The organism is Pseudalkalibacillus salsuginis, from assembly GCF_021646685.1.
GTDB lineage: Bacteria > Bacillota > Bacilli > Bacillales > Fictibacillaceae > Pseudalkalibacillus > Pseudalkalibacillus salsuginis.
This window is the reverse complement of sequence record NZ_JAKJHW010000005.1, coordinates 66,302-84,389: the sequence shown is the minus strand read 5'-3', so window position 1 is coordinate 84,389 and position 18,088 is coordinate 66,302. Positions and strand designations below refer to the sequence as shown.

Below are 18,088 nucleotides of genomic sequence, written 5' to 3'. Positions count from 1 at the left end.
AAATGCAATTAAAATGGTAGCTTTTTTAAACATGGTTTCACCTCATCCTAAAGTTTTTGAAAATATTTGATACACATGAAATAAAAAACAATACAGATTAAGATAGCGATTAACCCTCTATTAATATTCGCAATGATAATCTTGTTTATTAGTTTTTTTTCGATTTCAACTACAATTAAGCTACCTCATCCTCAAAAGTTTAAGATCAACATCTTCAACTAAACTTACTCTATTGAATAAATTTACTTTCTATAAATCTCTTCTCTTATTCAAGAAAATGGTCCTTAAGTAGAATAACTACCAAAATCTGTTTGTTCCCCTTTTTCTATCCTTCATTGATCTTCGCAACAAGAATTGCAATCGGAATCACAAATTAAACCCTCTATTATACCCTTGGACAAGAAAAATCGCAGGTGGTTTGATATGGAAACCACCTGCGATTTTATACGTTTAATTTGCATTGGGCTTAAACAAAACCTGTTAGGTTATTATGCCACTACTTGTTTTATTACTTATTCATACTGGATAGAAAATCACCTAGTGGATCATCGTCCTCTTCAGTATTGTCCTCTTGTTGTCCGTGAAGTTCAGCCTGCAGATTATCCAGGTTGAACTCACTTAAATCATCGTCGTCATCTGCCCATTTTCGCTTTTTACTTACGGATTCGGCGCTGTCAACCTTTTCATGCTGCCATTCCGGTAGTGCGGCCGCTGCCTCATCCTCTTGTAAATAAAGCGCTTCATCAATATTAACCGCATTGCTATTCAAGGAAGCAAGCAGCGTAGTCGCTCGCATTGGGTCATTCAGCAAATGGAACATGATACTGCCAATAAGTGCTTCGGAATGTTCGTGCTTAAGCCAATTCCGCTGTTCTTTCGTCAGCTGCTTCGGAAGGGGGATTGTAATCGTTTCTCTTTCTTTCGCAAAGGATTCATTTACACCCTGCAAAACAAACTGAGCTATTTTACTGGAAAAGTTTCTTCTCTCAGTTTCTTTCAACCTTTGCAGTTGTTTTAAAAGATGATCCGGTGTATCAGATGGTACACGAAATGTTATCGTTTGACCTCGTTCTACACCTTTTTTTGAACCACTCATACAATCACCTACTTAGCAGATGCAGTCTCTTTCTTCTCTTCTTTCGTATCCTTCGCATTTTTACGGATGAAATCGGAAATCAGCTTGTAATAAGCATTTGCCATCATCCAGACGCTTTCATTTTCATCCTCAAAGAATTCAATGTTGAATCCGTCCAAGTTGTTATTCAATGTCTTCAGATAATCTTTCAAAACTGCTGAACCCCCACCTACAAAGTAGCAGATCTCTGTTTGGGAGTTCCTTTGCCATACATTTCTTAAATAACGGTATTGCTTCTTAGCAAGTTCTAAAAGGATCCGATCTGTTATGTCATGTACATTAGTGCGGCTTCCTTTTACCATGATGTGGTGACGATTGTTCTTTCTGGTGATGATGTCGACAACATCCCTTCGACTGTCCAGTTCGACACCATGTTTCGTCAAAATTTCATCACGGATCGCTTCAAGGGATTCAGCAACACCTAGGTTGAAACCTTGAGCTTTGTCATCGTCGACGTTACGGTTTCGAATAACCGCAATATCTGTCGAAAGACCCCCAATGTCTTGAATGAGGATTTGTTTATCGATCAATTCTTTGTTAATAATATTCAAGTCATTATCCATCACGAGATTTACAAACGCTGCAAACCCTTCCGGATATACTTTGACTTCCTCAAACTTGATATTTACCTTTATTCCTTGATAACGAGGTGTAACTAAAAATTCCACTTGGTGGACTGAACCCAAAAGTTGAGAACGATAACCAACATCTTTTCCTTCTTTTACTTCTCTTAATGGCAATCCTGTTCCAAGGGTATAATCCGCTTCAATCACTTTCTTAGTATCTTTGGATTGCTTTCTCCCATAACCGACTGCATCTAATGCTAGAGAAGCAAATAGCATGATCAGCGTCTGGTCCTCTTCTGATTTACTGCTTCCTGGATCCAATTCCGTAGAGTTACTCGTTTTCGTTGCTAGATTTCCGACACGGTAAACCGCATTATTTTCTTTTAACGCCGGGGAATGGACGCGTATATGTATGTTGTCGATTGGGTCTTTTTCATCCAATTCCTCAATCCCGATGACAGGACGATCTTCCATATCTCTCGCAATCACATTAGGAATGTACAATGAATTGTCTAGTTTTCCGAAATTGGCTTTTACAGCATCATTACCTACGTCAACCGCAGCGATTCTTGATTTGGACATAAAAACATTACCCCTCTCAAAGAAAGTATTTAATAGATTAAACTTAGTAGACAATGGAAGAATAGTCAATGCGTCTTTTTTCGTGTTCTTTTTGTACACTTGTACACAATTTGTAAACAGTTGATACACAGGCATGTGTGCAGATTTGTACACATGAACACATTTTTGTATACATATTGTTTGCAATATGTATACTTGTAAACGTTTTTGTGTACATTCCAGTATTTTGAATATTATCCCACTCCCCTACTCTCTTATCGGATAAAAACCGAGTCGCATTTGTCAATGATTGGGATCCGTGTTTTGTCATATATTGTCAGATTTACAATGGTTAAAAAGAAGTAGAAAAGTCGATCAAAATGAAAGAGTTGAAAAATAATAGGAAAATAAAATTAATTTGGAGAGGATGCAGGTACAGGATAAAGAGGGGGAAACTGACCTAATCGGAATCAGGATATTAGGTGATAGAGGAAGAAAAAACTTAGAGATTTCACAATTTATGAAGTAAGAAGAAGGGGGAGGAATGAACGAAACCGCTCTAAAAAACTAAAACCGATGTAGAAATAAAGGGTATCATGTTAAAAAAGCGTATCTTAGCTTGAAAGCAGGGTAATTTCTTATGAGTGACCAAAAGGAACCCCCCCCTGAATAATCAGAAGGGGGAGGAAAAAACTCGATTTTTGGAAGTATCGTCCACTAATGTGCTGATCGAAACTGTTCAGTTTCTGTCGAGCCTTTAAGAGCAGTGGTAGAGGAAGTCCCACCCGATATGACTTTTGCTACTTCATCAAAATAACCCGTTCCAACTTCACGTTGGTGCCTAGTGGCTGTATAACCGTATTTTTCACTGTTGAACTCGGCTTGTTGAAGCTCAGAATATGCAGCCATTCCTCGATCCTTGTATTGTCTTGCCAACTCAAACATACTATGGTTCAATGCATGGAATCCTGCCAGGGTGACAAATTGGAACTTATACCCCATTTTTCCGAGCTCCTTCTGGAATTTAGCAATCGTTAAATCGTCAAGTTTTGCTTTCCAGTTAAAGGATGGGGAACAGTTATATGCAAGGAGTTTACCAGGATATTTTTCATGGACGGCCTCCGCAAATTGCTGAGCTTCCTCAAGATTTGGTTGAGATGTTTCGCACCATACCAAGTCTGCATAAGGTGCATACGCTAACCCTCTCGCAATGGCCTGGTCGATTCCAGCATTCGTGCGGTAAAATCCTTCTGCTGTACGCTCACCTGTGATGAAATCAGCATCCACCGGATCGATATCACTTGTGATTAGATCGGCAGCGTTAGCATCCGTCCGGGCTACAATAATCGTCGGAACACCCATTACATCAGCCGCAAACCGGGCTGAAATCAAATTGCGGACAGAAGTTTGAGTTGGGAGCAATACTTTCCCGCCTAAATGTCCGCATTTTTTCTCAGAAGATAACTGATCCTCAAAGTGGACCCCAGCAGCCCCTGCTTCAATCATACTTTTCATAAGTTCAAAAACGTTCAGCTGTCCGCCAAACCCAGCTTCCGCATCAGCGACAATCGGAGCGAACCAATCAATATCATTCGTCCCTTCCATGCATTGAATCTGATCAGCCCGCTGGAGGGTTTGATTGATTCGTTTAACGACTTGTGGAACACTGTTAGCTGGGTACAGACTTTGATCTGGATACATATTTCCTGAAAGGTTAGCATCTGCAGCAACTTGCCATCCACTCAAATAGATCGCTTTCAAGCCAGCTTTTACTTGTTGCATCGCCTGGTTCCCTGTCAAAGCACCAAGTGCATTGACATATCCCTCTGCTTTAAGTAGTTTCCAAAGCTTCTCTGCACCATGTCTAGCCAAACTGTATTCAATCTCAACCGAGCCTCTCAACCGCATCACATCTTCTGGTGTATACGGCCTTGTAATGCCTTCCCAACGCTCATCATTGTTCCAATAATCCTGTAAATCCTCAATCTTTTTTTGGCTCAATGTCGAACCCTCCCTAAACACATCAGTTTATTTTTGGTAAGCCAGGCTTTCAAGAATTCATCAAAACCATCATTTCACTATCAACGCTTTGAACATTACAAGTGTAACCTGTCTGAGACTTTACTCTTCTAAGTAGTAAAGACAATAGAAAGGACGAGGGGCAACCCCATCCTTCTATTCTGCTTTTTTTGACAGGCAGTGTTCGCATTCCATGAAATACGACTCAGCCTGTTCCTGGATCGTCTGACCACACTCAGGACATTTTTTCTTTGGCAAGTTTTTAAAAAATTGAACCGGATTCTCGATCGCCATTTGTTGATTCCTCCTTAAAATCAGGTTTTGTTTTCTGTTATAGTACAGTATACATAAGTTGAATGGATTTGTGTACCCATTTTTTTATTTTTTTGAAAATTTAACACAAATATTGGCCTGAACCCTTCTAATTAAAGGGTTAGTGATGGTAGTTTTTTTATTGACAATTCAAACTCTGTTATACCACAGTGTGTTGGACATAGCAAAAAAGCTTCCATTTGAGAAGCTTTTTTAAGGAAAGGAGGTTCCTTTTTGAATGTAAATCACCTATATTAGGTTTCTTTGGTTATTGGAATCATGATCGTAAATTCCGGGTCCTGATCATAAGGGTTCTGAGCCATCTGATACTTTTCAAAATGGGTAAGATCGCCAACACGATTTTCCTTGTATCCCTCGGCCTTAATCCAATCATATATGTTGTTATAAGATTGTTTGATGCTTTGTCCTTTAGCGTGTTCACACTTAGCATAGGTTAATTCAGGGACGGATATCATTACCATACCGGAAGGGACATCTTCTACCTGTGATGCTTTTACGACAGAGTAGTGGGTAAAGCTTGAAGCGTTTTGGGTAGCATGGTAAGAGAGACCAAGTAAGACATCAGGGTTCTCAACAAATTGAATTTCGTTTAGACGATCATGCATTTTCTTTTGAACGTCTCTGATCTCCCCAGCAAATGCCACATCAAAAGTTCCTTCCCACTTCAATCCAACTGCTTGAAATGATTCCTCAGTGACTAATGTTACTGAATTCTTTTGTTCCACTGACATATGATAACCCCTCCTAAATCGCTTTTATTTTAAATGATTCGTTTGAAAAAATCTTCCAAATAGCACAAATTCTTGTCACCAACTGGCCAAGCTGATTTTTTGAAATTAAATAAAATGTTGATACACTAACACTAATAACAAGTAACTAAACAAACGAAAGAAGATGATAGTATGCCTTCACATAAAACACTAGAAGATATTCCTTTTTCAGTTCTTGATCTTGCCCCTATCCTTGCTGGAGGGACACCATCTGAGTCTTTTCAAAATACAGTAGATTTAGCCCAGCATGCAGAAAAATGGGGCTATAATCGCTACTGGCTGGCAGAACATCACAATATGCCGGCGATCGCCAGTTCTGCAACTTCGGTAGTCATTGGACATGTCGCAGCGAACACATCTAAGATACGTGTAGGATCAGGAGGGATTATGCTTCCGAATCATGCGCCACTCGTAATTGCTGAGCAGTTCGGTACCCTGGAGTCGATGTTTCCTGGTCGGATTGACCTCGGACTTGGACGGGCACCTGGCACTGACCAGACCACTTCATATGCCTTAAGAAAGAATCATAAGCAGAATGCTCAGGACTTCCCTGAACAGTTGGCAGAGTTAAGGACCTATTTCGATCCGTCAATAGCGGAGGGTAAAATACGGGTGCGCGCGTTTCCTGGAGAAGGATTGGATATTCCGATATGGTTATTGGGATCAAGCGGGTTCAGTGCTGAACTGGCTGCCAAAGAAGGCCTGCCATTCGCCTTTGCCAGCCACTTTTCACCTAACAATACTTTAGCAGCTCTACAAGTCTATCGCCGATTTTTCGAGCCTTCTGAGGTCCTTGAAAAACCTTATGCAATGGTTGGTGTGAATGTTATAGCAGCAGATACCGATGAAGAAGCACAGCGGTTGGCCACATCACTGCAGCAGCAATTTTTAAATCTGATCCGTAACCAGTTGGGGCCGCTGCAGCCGCCTGTGGAAAGTATGGAAGGAAGATGGACAGAATATGAAAAAGCCGTCTTAGAAAAACAATTAGGTGGCTCTATCATCGGAAGCCCTGAAACCGTAAGGGAAAAGCTTAATCGTTTTCTTAAAGAGACAGAGGCTGATGAAATGATTGTGGCTTCTCAAATCTACGACCACACAGCCCGCCTCCGATCTTATGAAATCCTTACTGGAATTATAAAAAGCTGATGAGAGGAAAAAGGAGCCGTGTCTTGTTCAAAGCTGGCTCCTTCTTTCTTTTTCGTAGATTTTATGAAAGTGACTTCAGATAGTGACAGACGGTTTCGATCCCTTGTGTGAAATTCTCTAAATGGAAATGCTCATTCGGTGCATGGAGATTTTCAGAGGGGAGGCCAAAGCCCATCAACACAACCGGAGCATCCAGCACTCTTGAAAATACCTCTACAATCGGGATGGAACCGCCTTCTTTAGGAAACAATGGCCGGACACCATATACAGCCTCATAAGCATCTGCCGCCTTTTGTATCATCAGACTTTGGGAATCCAGTAAAACAGGTTTAGCTTTGATGGTCTGCTTTACAGTAACTTTCGTCCCAACTGGTTTATTCGATTTCACATGCTTTTCAATCATTTCATAAACCGTCTGCGGATCTTGTTCCCCGACAAGACGACAGCTGATTTTAGCACTTGCTTCGCATGGAACGATCGTTTTAATGCCTTCTCCCTGAAAACCTGCTGTGATTCCATTGATCTCAAGGGTAGGCCTGACACCAGTTTGCTCTAAAAATGAAAATCCTTTTTCACCAGATAAGGCTTCCATTCCTAGCTCTTTCTTTGTTTTCTCTTCATCAAATGGAATTGCCGCCACTTCCTGCTTCAGTTCCTCTGTCAATACAGGGACCCCTTCATAAAACCCTTCCACTGCAACCTTTCCATTATGATCGTGAAAAGAATCCAATAGCCTTACTAGATTATGGGCAGCATTGGGAACGCCTCCCCCATATACCCCTGAATGGAGGTCGGAATCCGCTGTTTTCAAGCTAAGTTCCAGGGCAAGCGCTCCCCTAAGTGACGTGCATATTGCAGGCTGGCCTTTTTCAATGAATGAGGTATCCGAGATAAGCACAGCGTCACAAGATAATTTTTCAGGATTCTGCTGTATAAAAGAAGGAAGATTAGGGCTTGCCTGTTCCTCTTCACCCTCAATACAAAGTTTGATATTGACCGGAAGCTTTCCATCTTCATTCATCAAGGTTTCAAGCGCTTTTACATGTATGAAAAGCTGTCCTTTATCATCTGTAGCACCTCTGGCATAGAGCTTGTCCGCTCTTACTTCCGGCTCAAATGGCGGTGACTCCCATAGGTCGATGGGATCTGCAGGCTGGACATCATAGTGGCCATAGACAAGCACAGTCGGTTTACCTTCTGCGTGCAGCCAATCTGCATAGACGATCGGATGGCCTTCCGTTTCGATGATTTCAATGTTTTCCATGCCAATCTGTTCAAGTGAGGAAGCGAGCCATTTCGCCGCTTTTAGGACGTCTTCTTTATGTTCAGGTAAAGTCGAAATGCTTGGTATTCTCAAAAATTCCTTTAATTGCTCAACATATCGATCTTTATGTAATGAGATGGATTCCTTCAAAATTATAACCTCCTTATATCCCTTCTTTATTTCATTTAGTATAACATCAAGGCAATTCACCAGCCTGACAAGACCCTAAAAAGGCTTGTCGATCGCCTGCTGAATTGGAGTGAATATGGCATATCAGCAATGTACTTTAACAAAGCCTACTCGATAAATTCAATAAATGCATACAGGATTTTTGCAGTAAGCCCCCATATCACCCTTCCTTCGTACATATAGAAGTATTCTTCGATTTTCCGCATCTGCCATTGATAGTCCTTGCCGTTTGTAATCAGATCAAACGGGAATCCTTCTTCTGGCTTTATTTCAAAGTTAACATGATGGATTTTTGGTGGATTGTTTTTGAAAAAAGCAAGCGGAACAGTAAATACCTCTTCCACTTCAGAAGGATTCGGCACAATGCGATTTAAGGTGCAGTCCAAAAAGCCGACATACGTGTTCACCATCATGCCAAATGGGGAGAGCATATAGTCAAAAGGAAATACATCTGTGATCTCCTTGTCTGTTATCCCCAGCTCTTCCTTCGCTTCTCTGATTGCAGCATCCTGTGGAATCCGGTCTTGTTTATCTACTTTTCCTCCTGGAAAGCAGATTTCTCCTGGTTGACGTCTCATTTGGAATGAACGGACTTCAAATAAAATATGAAGACCATCTTCCTTTTCGATCAAGGGAAGAAGAACAGAATAATGGTTCAACCTATTATTTCCGATAATGGAGGGAGTATGGTCAATCATTTTCCTGATCATTATTTCTCGTTTCATAAGAACACTCCGAGTATCATTTCTCTTTACTATAACAGAACAAATCCATGTGAATGTGCTTAAGTCAATTTACTCTAATTATATTGATTTTTCTAGAATCAAGTATACCTTAATTCCATTGGAAAGTATGATTCCTGATTTCCGGGAAAATATAAAAGACAGGAGGGATACATATGAACGACCATTACTTGACGGTGGAACAATTCAATCAATTAATACAGCAATGGAGCGGAAAGACCATTAAGATCACAAAGCAGGAACTCGGTGATCAGGATAGCATCATTATGAAATTGGATGATATTTCTTATCATAAAGATACAAGAAGAATCGATGATTATGAGCCCATGCATTCGATCCATTTAATTGGTGAAGGAACAACTGAAACAGATGCACAAGGCGGAGAGTCTCTACCAGCTTCTTCTTACGAAATACCACTGGAGGATACAACTCAGTACCAGTTTGATGACATCCGTTTTTCCCTCGTAACTGAACGTGGGACTTATACGATTGAACTGTACGGATAAAAAGTCAGCAAGACATCAAGAAAAGCGAAAGCGCCCTGTTCAGCCATGAAGGTCACTGGAAGTCCGACGAGGAGGTCGAACCAAACAAAGTTCGGTTCAGCGTGGGCAAACACTTCGACCTAAATCAATGTGTCGACCGCCGCAAAGGGACTGAAGTGGTCCAAGTGGTTGGGCGTTGGAGCTAGACATTTCTTCACCACAACCAAAATTTTATACTTTCTTATCCTTTAAATAATTCCAATAAAGGCAACCGAAGAAATAGTTGCCTTCATTGGGGTTTAAATATTACTTTTGTATTTGATATTTTGATACATCGAAAGTGTGTAGGGTCCGCCATCAGTATGCTAACTTTTTAGTGAAACAGTGGGAACAGGTACCCACGTTCTATAAAAAGGTTAAAGTTGAACCTATCTCCTTCATATGCGGTTGATCTGTCCATAAGATGAAGTAATTGTAAGTTTCACCTTGGATATTAATCGGGGTTGGATACCTTACGATTAAAGCGGATTGATTCATCATTTCTGCTGGTTGATCCGCAGAAGGAAAAATGTAGCAAGCTTCTTGGTTTTGAATTCGTGCCTTCAAGATTCTTGGCATGGATCCATAGGGCATTAATTGCTGGAAAGCTTCCCCATGACACACCTCACTCAAATTTTCACCAGCTGAAATAGCTGATATTTGAAAGAAACCGTCAGCACCTTCGTATCTTTCTTCGTTCACTTTTCGCCAGTTCGATGGATATTGAAAACGAACCTTGTAGGTAGTGTTCGTATATGTGCTTTGGGATACATCCATGATAGGTGTTGGAGACCATTGAAGAGACTGAATGTTAACTCCTTCAATTAGTCGAATTGGAACGGGGCGAAGGAGGTCGATAGCCCACATTTCACGGGCAAATTCCTGTTCCCTGCACCCACTAAGATATGCTATTTTTGTTCCATCTGTAGACCATGTGACAGGTGATGCAAAACAATTAGATATAGCCCAAATTCGATCCTCTTCTCCTCGCCTCCCCACCGTCCGAACTTGCGAAAAATATCCTCTATCTTCCAAGGCGGTGGCACTATAAGCAATTTTTAAAGAATCAGGAGACCATTCCGGAAAGTAATTCTTTGCAAGGGGCCCGCCTTTTACTTCGACAACATTCCCTGTTGAAAGCTCAACGGTGTGAATAATGGAGATACTGACACCTGGTGTTGTATAAAGTACAAAACTTCCGTCGGGTGATAGCTGGGCATTATTAAGCCGTCCTTCTGTGTTGCTTGTGATTTGCTGTTTCCCTGTCCCATCGGTTTGAATTCGGTAAAGCTGACTAATTCCTGATTCATCCGGTGCCTGAAAAAGCAGTTCCATACCACTGGGAAACCATTGAACATCTGTTGACTCGGGTTGTTGGATGCTTTGTGCCTGATGAGACAGTACGTTGTACAAGATAATGTGACCTTGCTTTGTATATGCAATTTGGGTGCTGTCAGGCGACCAATCCAATTTGAACTCAACCTCTTCTCCTATCTGATCGATTTGAGCAATTGAACCTGTTGCAACCTCAATTACATAGATGATTCTGTTCTTTCCTACAAACGCAATTCTCCTGCTGTTTGGTGACCATTCAGGTCTTGAAAAGGAGTCACCTAATCCACTGGTGAGCTGCACGTTCTCTCCTGTCCGGGGGTTATATAACCAAACATCATAATTCCCACCCCGATCAGAGATATAGGCAATCCTTCCTTGGCCACCAGGAGGGGCGTATGGAATCATTAACTTCATACCAGGAAATAGTTGAGAGGATGGAAGTTGGTTTACTATCCGGATAAGCTCATGATTTGGCTCCCCGTTCGTTATTACATTAAAGCGCCCTGCAAGCTGATACAGTGTATCCCCTGGTTGGACGATATAATAAGGAACACCTGCAGGAACCTTTAATAATTGACCGATCTGAATGGCATAAGGTGGTTGAAGTTGATTCGCCTCCACTATCACTGAAGGTGGAACTTTATATAATTGTGAAATTCGATACACTGAATCTCCTTGTCTAACCCTTACTATGTCAACCCCAGGCGGAATGGACAGCTGTTGACCAATAAAAATCGTGTAAGGAGCTCTCAAATTGTTTGCAGCAATAATGGAATCTGCTGGAATTCCCCATCTCCTGGAAATCTCGTACACCGTATCACCTGAACGTACTGTGTAAAAAGTCTGCATGGTATTCACTTCCCATAAGGTAAAATTTCCACTAATAAAGTTGAAGTATTAAATGGGTAAACTTCTCTGCCCATATACTATTCGATAAGAGGTGCAAGGTTCACCAAATATGAGGTTTTTTAAATTTTATCTGTAGGATTAGTCCCTTTTGCTTCTTTCATATATAAATGAGCTAGTAGGTACTTATTTTTTTGATATTCAATTTTTGTAAGGGCAATAATAGAATTGAACGGTCCATTTTAACTGGAACACTGACTAAACTGGGTCAGCCTAAACGAAATAACAGTCAGACAAGTGTGTCATATAACATTTTTGCTGAAGTAATAAACAAACTAGAATAACTCCTGGATGGTTTTAAATGAGGTAATTGCGGAATGGAAATAACATTAAAGTATAAAAACCTTTTTTTAATTCTTGGCAAATGGATTATTTTTGGAAGCATAATTGGGGTAATTGTGGGTTCCACAACAACTTTCCTTTTAGAGACAAATGATTATCTAGGTTCTGTACGAGAAAAAAGTGGTTGGCTTATCTTCCTTCTACCCTTTGGAGGACTTATCTTAGGATACATATATATGAACTATGGAAAGGTATTTTTGAATAACACCTTAAATGACACTGCTGAATTAAATAATCTAGTGATAGACGCAGTACATGGGAAAAAAGAGGTGCCACGGAGAATGGGGCCTATCGTCTATTTTGGAACCTTTATAACAGTTCTCTTTGGTGGATCAACCGGAAGAGAAGGTGCAGCTGTCCAAATGGGAGGAAGTGTAGCTACAGCAGTAAACAAATTCTTTAAAGTAAACAGATTCGACACTAAAATTTTTATTATGTGCGGTATAAGTGCTGGTTTTGGTGCTGCCTTTGGAGCTCCCATAACAGGTGCAGTTTTCGGGATGGAAATGGCTGCTTTAGGAAAACTGAAATTTGAAGCACTTGTCCCTTGTCTTGTGGCTAGCTTTGTTGGTCACTTTATAACGACAGCAGCTTGGGGGCATGAACACGCAGAATTTATTATACAAAGTGTACCAGAATTATCTGTTATTACGTTTCTAAAAGTTATTCTTGCTTCTGTTATTTTCAGTCTATTAAGTGTTTTATACTGTCAGTTGAGACATGGGATACAAAAATTATCAGAGAAGCTTTTCAAGAAAAACCATATGAAAAGAGCCTTTGTTGGAGGAATGATCATTGTGGCATTAACGCTAATAGTTGGTTCACAAGATTACAATGGTCGAGGCTTAGATATGTTAGAGCAATCTTTTAAAGAAGACGTTCCTCCCTTTGCTTTCCTGGCCAAGCTAATATTTACGTCGATCACTCTTGGAACTGGCTTTGTAGGTGGAGAGGCTATACCTTTATTTTTTATGGGGGCAACATTAGGGAATACCTTACATACATTCATGGATTTACCTATGTCATTTCTCGCTGCATTAGGATTAATCGCTGCTTTTTGTGGCGGTGCTAATACGCCTATAGCAGCTTTCCTATTAGCAATGGAGATGTTTGATGGTAAAGGACTAGAGTACTTTTTTGTTGCTTGTATCGTTAGTTATCTGTTTTCTGGACATCATGGGCTATGGCCATCTCAAAAAATATATGAACCTAAGAGTAGGTTATATAATATCCCCCGCGGAGAAACCATTGAAAAGGTTGAAAAAATGAAAAAGCTTTAAAAAATTAAAAATGAAAAACGGTAGTAGCGTGTCGTTTTAATTTCGTACTATTGCCATATATTTATATCCAGAAAAAATTCAGATTTATAGGATATCTCGATTTATTCCCTCTTCTATTTCAATAGATGTATGTTTTTTTGACGAATAGAGGATAAGGTAAAGGAAATAATACCAACAATAAAAAACAGTGGAATAGATATTAAACACTCTATAAGAATGCTTTTAATCAGTAAACGGAAAGAGTCTACCTTAAATTATATTTTTGGCAATATAGATATTGATTGTTTGAAAAGGGGGAATATTTTTGGATTTACACTTCATATGGAAAGCTGTTGTCATTGTCATTGGTGGAGTACTTATTTTGCGGTTAGCTGGAAGAAAATCAATCTCTCAGCTTACGGTTGCTCAAACTGTCATGATGATCGCTGTCGGGTCATTAATTATTCAACCTGTTGGCGACAGGAACGTTTGGATTACTATGTTGATTACATTTTTAATGGTTCTTACACTTCTTTTAATTGAGTATATCGTTTTAAAATCCGATGCTCTTGAGACAATTATTTATGGAAAATCACTTATAGTAGTCGAAAATGGCCAAATCAATGAAAGCAATTTAAAAAAGCTACGGTTAACGGTGGATATGCTTGAAGTACGAATGAGGCAACAAAACATTCAAAATTTTAGTGATTTACAATGGGCTACATTAGAATCGAACGGTCAGTTAGGATATATGTTAAAACCTAATAAACAATACGCTACTAAAGAAGATATCCAAATGCTAAAATCGCTGATTGAAGCAAATCAATCTAATCCCTCGACTGAAAATACAATAACTCAAACAAGTAAATCTGATAACATTTTTACTGAGGTTAAAAATAAAAAGCATATAGAAAAACCTCAAGAGAATTTAGATTAAGAGTAAATGCTAAATGATATCAAACTAATATTAATGACTTTTTTACTGCTGTTTCTCAAAAAGGGATCTTTCTTGACTGAAGTCAATGCTCAGCCATATGCCCCCATTAAACTTAAACCTAAAAAATGGAGGTTAATAAATGGCTGCCATTGAGAATAATATAGCGTTTCAGAGATAATCTGCTCTGATTGCTGGCGTTTCACTTATCATCATGGCACTTTCCACAGCTTTTTCTTATGGCCATGTGCAAGGAAGCCTTGTTGTACAAGGTGATGCTGAAACCACATTTAACAACATCAGATCTTCCATCCTCCTTTTCAGTGCTGGAATTTTTGGTTGGCTCATCATCCTGATCTGTGACATAGTCGGTGGCTAGGGCCCTCTATATCTTCCTGCGACCTATTAATAAAAGTCTTTCGTTACTCGGGGCATGGCTTCGGCTTACCTATGCGGCTATATTAGGGATTGCCATTCTAAATTTGGTATTTGTATTTCTCCTTGCAAGAAGTACAGAATATTTTTCCTTACTTAATTACTGAAGGTCAAATTCAAGGTCTTTTAATGTTTTATTTAGAAGCATTTCATTTTATCTGGTCTATTGGTTTGATCATTTTTGGTGTACATCTACTGGTTGTGAGTTATGTCGCTTTCAATTCGGACGATATACCTAAAGCCCTAAGTATCTTATTATTTCTGGCTTCTGTCGGTTATATAATTACACACCTATTCAGCGTGTTCATTCCCCAATACGATGGCATCGCTAAAGTTCTTGAAATTGTTTTTACAGTACCGATAATTGTTGGAGAATTAGGCTTAGGATTATGGTTGCTATTCAGAGGAGGGAAAAATTTCATTAAATAGAGAAGACTTATTCTAATTGGTTTTCTTCATACACCCGCTTTTTAATTCTGCTTAAAGACTCTGGGGTAATTCCGAGATAACTTGCCAATTGATGTTGGGGTAAACGTGCGATCAAGTGAGGTCGCTTCATTAAGAGTGATTTGAAACGCTCTTTTGGTGTTAAAGCGACAAAAGCAGCAAACTCTTCTTATACTTGACCAAAGTTTTCTTCAATCATCTTGCGTGTCATTGACTCCAATTGATCATACTTCTTATACATATCTTTTTCTTTATTTAAGTCGCCCACGACCAATACGGAGTCTTCTGGACAAGTAAAGTAAACTCAGAAGACTTATCTAGTTTATGATGATTGAAAATTACAACGGTTTGCTCTTCGGTATAGAAATTAGATGTAACCTCTTTTCCTTTTTCATCAATCGAGTACTTCCTAATGCAACCATTCAACACAAAATAAATCATTTAGTGGGGACATCTCCTTGTCTATGGAGCACGGTTCCTTTTTTATATTCCTTTACAGATTTCATTCGCGATAGCCAGTTGTTCTTCCTCATTGAGAGAAGTGAATTTATTCATATACTTGAATAGTATGTTTTTCATTTCCATTCCCCCTCACAGGTTAATGTACTTTTTACCCTATAAATCTACAATAATAGATATGATTAAGAAAGGAATCAGTTTCCAAATACACAAGTGAATCTTCAAACTTGAAATGCATTATACAACTGTTGTATAATACACATAAAGGAGATGTTAATAAATGGAACCCCAAGACATATTAAACCTACGTTTAAACGTCCAACGCTTTGTTAGGTTATTTGGTTTACTTGAGCGAAACGTGACACCCTGTGGCTTTCCTCTTTCTATTTCGCAAGTGATAACCCTTCAAGAACTTGAACACAAGAAATTAACTCTAATGGAGTTAACTGAAAGGTTATTTTTGGAGCGTTCATCTGTAAGCCGCTTAGTGGATCAATTAGTGAAAGAAGGCTTTATCAATAGGGAAACAAATATGGAGAACAGAAGGGAAGTTCTTCTTTCGTTAACCCCAATAGGAATTAATACGCTCCATAGGGTAAGAGAACAATCCTTATCATTTTATGACAGTTTATTAAAACATATTTCAGAACCAGACCACCAAAAGATTATCGAGGTTTTTCAACTACTCAATGATGCTTTATCGAAAGAAAGAAGTGAAACTAATGGGTAAAGTTAAAAATCCTGTGATTTCCCCAATCATTTCGATTCTCCTTTCGTTTTTTGCCTCATCTCATCATTGGCTCCACATGACGATCTTATTAATTCTCGGTAGCTCAACCAATAATATGTCTACCATGCAAAACTTGTTTTGGCTACGCAGGTCCATGATCATAATGACGCTAATAATCGTTTTTTTCACAGTATATCGTCTTATAAAACATCATTGTACCAATAAGATGGTTATTACTTTTAACGTTATATCTATCCTTATTTCTATGGGTTTTATTTTGTACACACTACTCACATTCGGATGGTAGGTGATTGGGATGAATTTCAGAAAAGATTTAAGCAACACCACATTGGATGAAATAAAAAAGCGACAATTGGTTAGATTTCCTTTAGTTAAGGAATGGATTGAATTCGTGGGAATCAAAAATGGGGATACAGTTTTGGATATTGGTCCAGGACCAGGAACTTTTACATTACAATATTCAAATATTGTCGGTGAAAAAGGTAAAATTATTGCTTTTGAAAAATCAGAAGAAGTAACAGAGTATCTTAAAGCAGAACTTCAAAAAGAATCGATATATAACGTAGAGGTCCAAATAGGTGATGCTGAAAAACATATAGGCGTTGACAAGGACAAAATTAATATCGTAATGCTTACCGATATACTTCATCATGCAGAAAGCCCTTATCAAATCATGAAAAACATTCATAGTTTAACTATCTCAAAGAAAGTAAAGATTTTAATCTCGGAATTTGACCCCAATGCAGAAGGAGTTATCGGCCCTCCACTCATAAACCGAATTGATATGGAAGTGATGAAAAACTGGGCTGCAGAATTGGATTTCGGAATTCTTAAAGAGGGAAAACAAAATTTCGAGCATTATTTTATTCTGTTAGAGTCACAATCTCCAGTTCTTCATTGATAAGAATCCAAAGATAAGTTCCTACACTAAGTTCTTCAAAACTTTTGCGATTGTTCAAAGAAGCAGACATCGAACTAAAAAGAGACTTTTACACTTTATTATTGGTAGTAGTTAGAGATGGGGACACAGCGAAACAAAGAACAATACAAAAAATCACATAATATTCGAGCCTCAATAAGTTGAGGCTCTTATCAACAATTCGTTTGCGAAAATTCCCCAATATTTCCATTGAGCAACACACTCACCAACTTTACTATTACACCAGAAGTCCGTTTTCATTTCATATCACGGAATATGGAACGTAAACAGTATGATGTGAATCTGGATCGGTTATTATGTTGGCTTTAATCTGAAAAACTTCAAGAAGCATCTCTGGAGTAATGATTTTAAGTGGCGGTCCACTATTATAAATACGACCATCTTTTAATACAATGGCCCGATCCGCATAAGCCAATGCCTGATTGATATCATGAAGTACCATCACAATCGTTTTTCCTTCCTCTCTATTGAGTGAAGTTATCAGGTTCAATATATTAATTTGATGATGCACATCCATAAAGGTAGTCGGTTCATCTAATAGAAGTACTTCCGTTTCTTGGGCAAGTGCCAGAGCTAACCAGGCTCTTTGACGTTCTCCACCTGACAGCTCATTCAGGTAATGATGCTGAAGGTGCAGAAGGCTCGTTCGTTCTAAAGCATTGTGTATCGCTTGATGGTCCTGCTTACGAAGCATCTTTAGCGCCCCTGCATGTGGAAATCTACCTTGCTCAACTAGCTCATAAACCGTCATGTCAAGCGTTTCATTAATTTGCGACAGCATAGCCATTTTCTTAGCGATGTTTCGATTCGATTCGTTAGTGATATCTTGACCATCAAGATAAATAGATCCTTTCTTTGCAGGTAGTAATCTACTTATTGTTTTTAAAAGGGTTGATTTGCCGCTTCCATTGACCCCAAGCAAAACCGTTATTTCCCCTTCTTTAATCACGGCATTAATATCCGTTAAGATATCCCTGTTTCCATATGAAAAAGAAAGCTCCTTTGTTAAAATCTTTTCTAAACCCAT

15 protein-coding genes and 2 pseudogenes are annotated in these 18,088 nt (G+C 39.1%); 7 read left to right on the top strand and 10 right to left on the bottom strand.

Going from position 1 to position 18,088, the window contains the following annotated elements:
• Window positions 1-508 precede the first annotated feature (508 nt).
• The 5 genes from L1611_RS13710 to L1611_RS13690 form a co-directional block, all read right to left on the bottom strand.
• On the bottom strand, window positions 509-1,096 hold the full coding sequence (locus L1611_RS13710; protein ID WP_236314100.1) for a hypothetical protein: 588 nt from the start codon (window positions 1,094-1,096) through the stop codon (window positions 509-511).
• Window positions 1,097-1,104: 8 nt separating this feature from the next.
• Window positions 1,105-2,283, bottom strand: coding sequence for a ParM/StbA family protein (locus tag L1611_RS13705; protein WP_236314099.1), 1,179 nt, complete (start codon window positions 2,281-2,283; stop codon window positions 1,105-1,107).
• Window positions 2,284-2,979: 696 nt separating this feature from the next.
• On the bottom strand, window positions 2,980-4,263 hold the full coding sequence (gene aceA / locus L1611_RS13700; protein WP_236314097.1) for an isocitrate lyase: 1,284 nt from the start codon (window positions 4,261-4,263) through the stop codon (window positions 2,980-2,982).
• 174 nt (window positions 4,264-4,437) lie between these two features.
• Window positions 4,438-4,575 (bottom strand): protein YhfH, encoded by a 138-nt coding sequence (gene yhfH / locus L1611_RS13695; protein WP_236314093.1) that lies wholly within the window; start codon window positions 4,573-4,575, stop codon window positions 4,438-4,440.
• Window positions 4,576-4,847: 272 nt separating this feature from the next.
• Window positions 4,848-5,345, bottom strand: a complete 498-nt coding sequence (locus tag L1611_RS13690; RefSeq protein ID WP_236314092.1) for a GyrI-like domain-containing protein — start codon at window positions 5,343-5,345, stop codon at window positions 4,848-4,850.
• Window positions 5,346-5,516: 171 nt separating this feature from the next.
• Here L1611_RS13690 and L1611_RS13685 point away from each other — a divergent pair, with 171 nt between their 5' ends.
• Window positions 5,517-6,533 carry an LLM class flavin-dependent oxidoreductase gene (locus L1611_RS13685; protein WP_236314089.1) on the top strand — a complete coding sequence of 339 codons (1,017 nt, stop codon included), beginning with the start codon at window positions 5,517-5,519 and terminating at the stop codon, window positions 6,531-6,533.
• 61 nt (window positions 6,534-6,594) lie between these two features.
• Here L1611_RS13685 and L1611_RS13680 read toward each other — a convergent pair whose 3' ends face one another.
• Together L1611_RS13680 and L1611_RS13675 are read right to left on the bottom strand one after the other, a co-directional pair.
• Window positions 6,595-7,947, bottom strand: a complete 1,353-nt coding sequence (locus L1611_RS13680) for a dipeptidase (protein ID WP_236314088.1) — start codon at window positions 7,945-7,947, stop codon at window positions 6,595-6,597.
• 146 nt (window positions 7,948-8,093) lie between these two features.
• Entirely contained in the window at window positions 8,094-8,711 is a 618-nt protein-coding gene (locus L1611_RS13675; RefSeq protein ID WP_236314084.1) for an NUDIX hydrolase, read from the bottom strand.
• Between the two features lie 173 nt (window positions 8,712-8,884).
• On the opposite strand from L1611_RS13675, the gene ymzB reads away from it, so the two are divergent.
• Window positions 8,885-9,235, top strand: coding sequence for a protein YmzB (gene ymzB / locus L1611_RS13670; RefSeq protein ID WP_236314081.1), 351 nt, complete (start codon window positions 8,885-8,887; stop codon window positions 9,233-9,235).
• 384 nt (window positions 9,236-9,619) lie between these two features.
• On the opposite strand, the gene L1611_RS13665 is transcribed toward ymzB, so the two are convergent.
• Window positions 9,620-11,437: a LysM peptidoglycan-binding domain-containing protein gene (locus L1611_RS13665; RefSeq protein ID WP_236314080.1), complete on the bottom strand. Its 1,818-nt coding sequence runs from the start codon at window positions 11,435-11,437 to the stop codon at window positions 9,620-9,622.
• A 374-nt stretch (window positions 11,438-11,811) separates the two neighbouring features.
• Between L1611_RS13665 and L1611_RS13660 the strand changes: the two genes are divergently transcribed.
• The 3 genes and pseudogenes from L1611_RS13660 (at window position 11,812) to L1611_RS13650 (ending at window position 14,893) form a co-directional block, all read left to right on the top strand.
• Window positions 11,812-13,116, top strand: coding sequence for a voltage-gated chloride channel family protein (locus L1611_RS13660; RefSeq protein WP_236314079.1), 1,305 nt, complete (start codon window positions 11,812-11,814; stop codon window positions 13,114-13,116).
• A gap of 304 nt (window positions 13,117-13,420) precedes the next feature.
• Complete coding sequence (locus L1611_RS13655; RefSeq protein ID WP_236314078.1) at window positions 13,421-14,032, top strand: DUF421 domain-containing protein; 612 nt, start codon at window positions 13,421-13,423, stop codon at window positions 14,030-14,032.
• A 211-nt stretch (window positions 14,033-14,243) separates the two neighbouring features.
• A pseudogene (locus L1611_RS13650) lies at window positions 14,244-14,893 on the top strand (DUF4386 domain-containing protein).
• A 7-nt stretch (window positions 14,894-14,900) separates the two neighbouring features.
• Here the strand turns inward: L1611_RS13650 and L1611_RS13645 are convergent.
• Window positions 14,901-15,490 (bottom strand): annotated as a pseudogene (locus tag L1611_RS13645) (Crp/Fnr family transcriptional regulator).
• Window positions 15,491-15,650: 160 nt separating this feature from the next.
• Between L1611_RS13645 and L1611_RS13640 the strand changes: the two are divergent.
• Window positions 15,651-16,100, top strand: a complete 450-nt coding sequence (locus tag L1611_RS13640) for a MarR family winged helix-turn-helix transcriptional regulator (protein WP_236314077.1) — start codon at window positions 15,651-15,653, stop codon at window positions 16,098-16,100.
• Window positions 16,101-16,416: 316 nt separating this feature from the next.
• A complete protein-coding gene (locus L1611_RS13635) occupies window positions 16,417-17,022 on the top strand; it encodes a methyltransferase domain-containing protein (protein WP_236314075.1) in 606 nt (201 codons plus the stop codon).
• Between the two features lie 280 nt (window positions 17,023-17,302).
• Here L1611_RS13635 and L1611_RS13630 read toward each other — a convergent pair whose 3' ends face one another.
• Window positions 17,303-18,088, bottom strand: a complete 786-nt coding sequence (locus L1611_RS13630; protein WP_236314073.1) for an ABC transporter ATP-binding protein — start codon at window positions 18,086-18,088, stop codon at window positions 17,303-17,305.